We start from the raw sequence: 4248 nt of genomic DNA, 5'->3' as shown, positions 1-4248 counted from the left end.
TTTTGTCTCTTTATTAATATAAACATATCTTTCTGAAAATTGCAACCCCTAAATCAAAAAAATTTTTAGATTGTGGAAGGGGTTGCTGAAATTGGCGAGCGAGTCTCGATCGCACTAAAGCATCGAAACTTCGCCGGAGACTTCCAAGCGCTTAAAATCGCTGAGAGTCAGGTAAGTATCCGAAAGAGTTTCGGCGATCGTCGGAGTAATCCACCCCAACTGCTTGAGCAAGTGAATCGCCACAGCAAATTGAGCGCGCTTTCCCCCATCCGTCACCTTAATTGCCAAGCCCATGCCTTCGCCAACCCGGCCAATGCACTGCACCCCTTCGGCGCCGGACTTGCTCACCAATTCCCCTTGAGTCAAGCGCATCAGTTCTGTGTCAAATTTGCCCTCACCGGCAACCATCATTGGGTGATGAGTCATAGCGCGGACAATCCGCTCCATCTCCACATTGTCGCCGCTTGCCAACTTAGCGTACAAAGACGCCATTTGCCCCAACTGCAACAGATAGGTAGGAGCGCCGCAGTCGTCGCGAGCGCTGATAAACTCTTCGGCAGGCATTCCCAGCAAGTCAGCCACTTTGCCCAAAATAAGCTGCTGGACGGGATGTTTGCGGCGCAAATAATTTTCCATAGGCAAGTGCAGTTGCTGGCAGACAGCCAGCATTCCCGCGTGTTTGCCGGAGCAGTTGTATTGCAGGGCGCTCTTTTTGCCTTCGGGAATGGGGCATTGAATTTTAGAGGGGTCGATGTCGCAGCGCCACAGGACGTTAAATACCTGGCGCGATTGCTCGATCGTACCTTGATGGGAACTGCAAATAATCGCTAAATCTCGATCGGTCAATTCGTAGCGTTCTAAAGTGCCAGTCGCCGTCACCGCCAAAGCTTGAAAAGGCTTGAGTGAAGAACGGACAAATGAGGCCGTTTCCGAGTTACCGGCAACAGACAGAACGCGCCCGCGCTTGTCGCAGACAGCGGCCTGGGCGCGGTGCTTCGATTCCACAATACCTTCGCGCAGCAGTGTGACTTCCAGTTCTGGAGCTTGGGTTCGTTTTCCCCTTGTCATATCAATTTTAGATTTTAGATTTTAGATTTTAGATTGGGGTACTGGGGAGTTGTGAGTTGCGATCGGTAATTTATGAGTTGCGAGTTGTGAAGTTAATCTTTTGGCGATCGTTCCTAACTCAAAACTTAAAACTCAAAACTCAAAACTCCCCTGTCCCGTTCCCGATTACAAACAGCTCCAAATTAGTCCCCCAGCAACCAGCAATACTGTCAAACCATAAAATGTCTGCCGCAGACGCCTGAGAATTGGTTCTAGTTGGTAGTTGACAATCAATTGGTCTTGGAGCAAAACCTCGGGAGTTTTAGGCCAAGATTGACAGTCGTACCAGCCAGACTCTTCGTAGACGACTGTGGGATTTGAAAGGCGCGATCGCACGTAGAACCAACCCAAGTAGAGTCGCAGCAAAGCTAATCCTAGAATAAAACTGGCACCGGCAGCACCGGTCAGGAAAAACTGAACTGGATACTTGAGGGGAGCAAAGCTGGCGGAGGCTAGAGGCCCGGATATCAAGCAACTCCAACCCCATACCCAAGCCAGTTTTGCGAGATACTGGGGCCAATTGAGTGTTACCCAGCTAAAAAACCATGATTCTGTTAGTTCTTGGTATTCATTAACCGGTCGCTGTTCTTGTGGAACGGGACAAATAGAAACAGAAGTGTCTTTCACATTAGCGTTCCTCTGCGGGGGAAAAGTCAAGGCGATCGGCGTGTCCCCAGAACGCTTCTAAATTGTAGAATTCGCGCTCTTGAGGCTTCATAATGTGAATTATCGCGTCGCCGTAGTCCATGACGACCCAACTTGCGTCTGATAGCCCTTGTGTACGCAGCGGCAAGCGTTGCCACTCCTCTTCTACTTGGTCTGCGATCGCTTGGGAGATGGCTCGTACCTGCACGTTGGAAAATCCGGTGACGATCGCAAAGTAGTCTGCCAGATAGGATACTTCTGACACTTGGAGCAATACAATATCAACCGCTTTGCGGTCTTCGGCTGCTTGAGCAACGGTCAGGATCAGGCCGCGGGCTTCGTCTGGGGTGGTGGCGTCCGTTACTGTTGACTGGGCCGTGGAGTATTCGAGTTGGGTTATATCTGACATTAAGTGTTTAAGTTCCTAATTGATATGGGTTCGGGGGAATGGGCGCGCTATTGGCTTTCGGTTGTTGGCAGTTTGAGAGTGGAAATAGGAGTTAGGTTGAAGCCAAAAGTAAGGACGGGATTTCTGGTAAATTTTACTTTTAACTTGTGATTTGTTCGATCGACTTTCCCGTCGAATTTCCTATTTCGCGCGATTCGCGGGCCATTTGCAGCGCCCAATTGCGGGTAAGTACGGTGCGGGGGTGAATGTAGCAGCGAGTTTCTAGCAAATATTTAAGAGAATAATCGCTAGTTTGCCACACGGCTGCATAAAGATTTTGCCAGCTTGCTTCGCGCAGTGCTGCTAGTTCGGCGGTGTTGCCGCGGCTCGGCTCTATCGTGTCTGCTATAAATACGGTACAACTGAGCTGGCTCATGTTTGGTCTGCCGAGGGTGTGATTGGCGATTGCGTCCAAAATTTCTCGATCGACCACCCCGAATTCGTCTCTGGCGACGATCGCGCTCGCGTCTGCGTGCAGCAAATGCGGGTGTGCTTCCAACACTGAGTCTAACTCTAAACCTTCCTTCTGGGCCATTTGCAGCAGCAGTTGAGGTTTGAAGTATTTTGCCAAATCGTGCAACAGTCCAGCCGATCGGGCTTTTGCTTCGTCGAGGCCGTAATGGCGAGCCAAGTCTCCTGCTGTCTGTTCGACTCCGAGGATGTGTGTGATGCGGGCAGCAGGAACGCGGTGTGAGAGCCAAGCTAGGACGTTTTCGCGATCGGGTGCAAGTGCCAAGTATTAACTCCGAAATTGTATAGTGTCTTTTATTTTAGCGTTTTGTTTCGATCGGCTGCTGTGTCGGGCACGCAGGGTTGTGGTGACTTATGGGATGGCGAGGGGTGAAGGGGGTGAAGGGGGCGATCGGCTCTACCTGAACAATCCAAAGATGTGTTAAAGTAAGTGGCTGTAACGACAAATTGTAGTTACAATATCTAGTGACAATCAAGGTATGGAATTTGAGTGGGATGAGACTAAACGTCTTACCAACCTTAGCAAACATGGACTTGACTTTATCGACGTTCCATTAGTTTTTGATGGAGAAATCGTAACAGTTGAGGACGAACGATTCAGTTATGGGGAGCAAAGGTTTGTGACTTTTGGTTTGTTGCAAGGGCGAGTAGTCGCTATCGTCCATACAGAACGAGAGGAATGTACCCGCATTATTTCTGCTAGAAAAGCAACTAAATATGAACAACGAATTTACTTCGAGCAAATCTCAAACTGACTGGGAACGTCTAGATGCCATGACTGATGAAGATATTGATTTCTCTGATTGCCCTGAAATTACGCCTGAAATGTTCGCTAAAGCCGTAGTTCAGCGAGGCTTGCCTAACCCTAAGACTAAAGCTCAAGTTACCTTACGCATTGACAGTGATGTTTTCGAGTGGTTTAAATCTCAAGGTCGTGGTTATCAAACCCAGATCAACGCCTTACTAAGAGAATACATGAAAGCCCATCAATAGTTATAATATTAGCCCTTCCCGTACAGCCTTAATGTATTATCTGATTCCTGTGTTCAAAGGAAGACAATTAGAGGCAAAGACAAGCAAGTCCGCACAATTTTTTGCAAGACTTGTATTCGGCTCGATCCGAATCGCATTCTCATAATCTTCAGTTGCTTTTTGATACTCTTCAGACTTGTGGAAATAAACGCCTCGACGATAGTAAGCCTTAGCAAGAACAGGATTGTAAGTATTTGCTAACTGTGGACTTAACTCAATTCCTTTAGTCAAATCCTCGATCGCGCCTTGATACTCCCCTACCTTATAGTGCAGGGGCGCTGTGTAGTCGCAGCTACCACCTATAATCTGTAGTTTTGGTAGCTTCTTTCTGTTCTAACTTTACTTCCCAGAAAAATGTTTGTTTCTCAAAATTATAAACTGTCGGTATAGCAGTAACCGAGGCAATTAATAGACCAATAATGGTCAAGGTTAGCTCAATTTTTTTATAACTCATAGGATTTCCTTAATTCGTAGAAGTTCACGGGGGTAGCAAAAACCCCAAAAATCTGATAAGGTGAGGCACATGGAGAAGACAGTGCCGGAAT

Annotated in this window: 7 protein-coding genes; 2 read left to right on the top strand and 5 right to left on the bottom strand. The window is 47.8% G+C overall.

The window, feature by feature from the left end:
• Window positions 1-114: 114 nt before the first annotated feature.
• The 4 genes from QUB70_RS14325 to yqeK form a co-directional block, all read right to left on the bottom strand.
• Window positions 115-1068, bottom strand: coding sequence for an asparaginase (locus QUB70_RS14325; protein WP_332981260.1), 954 nt, complete (start codon window positions 1066-1068; stop codon window positions 115-117).
• A gap of 165 nt (window positions 1069-1233) precedes the next feature.
• Window positions 1234-1734, bottom strand: coding sequence for a CGLD27 family protein (locus QUB70_RS14320; RefSeq protein WP_332981257.1), 501 nt, complete (start codon window positions 1732-1734; stop codon window positions 1234-1236).
• 1 nt (window position 1735) lies between these two features.
• Window positions 1736-2161 (bottom strand): ribosome silencing factor, encoded by a 426-nt coding sequence (rsfS, locus tag QUB70_RS14315; RefSeq protein ID WP_332981254.1) that lies wholly within the window; start codon window positions 2159-2161, stop codon window positions 1736-1738.
• 139 nt (window positions 2162-2300) lie between these two features.
• Complete coding sequence (yqeK, locus tag QUB70_RS14310) at window positions 2301-2936, bottom strand: bis(5'-nucleosyl)-tetraphosphatase (symmetrical) YqeK (protein WP_332981251.1); 636 nt, start codon at window positions 2934-2936, stop codon at window positions 2301-2303.
• 214 nt (window positions 2937-3150) lie between these two features.
• Between yqeK and QUB70_RS14305 the strand changes: the two genes are divergently transcribed.
• A complete protein-coding gene (locus tag QUB70_RS14305) occupies window positions 3151-3426 on the top strand; it encodes a BrnT family toxin (protein WP_332981250.1) in 276 nt (91 codons plus the stop codon).
• 19 nt (window positions 3427-3445) lie between these two features.
• Window positions 3446-3664: a BrnA antitoxin family protein gene (locus tag QUB70_RS14300; RefSeq protein ID WP_332981249.1), complete on the top strand. Its 219-nt coding sequence runs from the start codon at window positions 3446-3448 to the stop codon at window positions 3662-3664.
• A gap of 36 nt (window positions 3665-3700) precedes the next feature.
• Here QUB70_RS14300 and QUB70_RS14295 read toward each other — a convergent pair whose 3' ends face one another.
• Window positions 3701-3934, bottom strand: a complete 234-nt coding sequence (locus QUB70_RS14295; protein ID WP_332981248.1) for a tetratricopeptide repeat protein — start codon at window positions 3932-3934, stop codon at window positions 3701-3703.
• Window positions 3935-4248 lie beyond the last annotated feature (314 nt).

Origin of the sequence: Microcoleus sp. A003_D6, from assembly GCF_036702825.1 — a bacterium.
Classification (GTDB): domain Bacteria; phylum Cyanobacteriota; class Cyanobacteriia; order Cyanobacteriales; family Microcoleaceae; genus Microcoleus.
Note: the sequence above shows the minus strand (reverse complement) of the source record. Positions and strands in the feature narration are given on the sequence as shown.

Bases quoted from the DNA above. Each gene is read 5' to 3' on its own strand.
- QUB70_RS14325 (WP_332981260.1), bottom strand. From the start codon at position 1,068: ATGACAAGGGGAAAACGAACCCAAGCTCCAGAACTGGAAGTCACACTG.
- rsfS (WP_332981254.1), bottom strand. From the start codon at position 2,161: ATGTCAGATATAACCCAACTCGAATACTCCACGGCCCAGTCAACAGTA.
- QUB70_RS14305 (WP_332981250.1), top strand. From the start codon at position 3,151: ATGGAATTTGAGTGGGATGAGACTAAACGTCTTACCAACCTTAGCAAA.
- QUB70_RS14300 (WP_332981249.1), top strand. From the start codon at position 3,446: ATGACTGATGAAGATATTGATTTCTCTGATTGCCCTGAAATTACGCCT.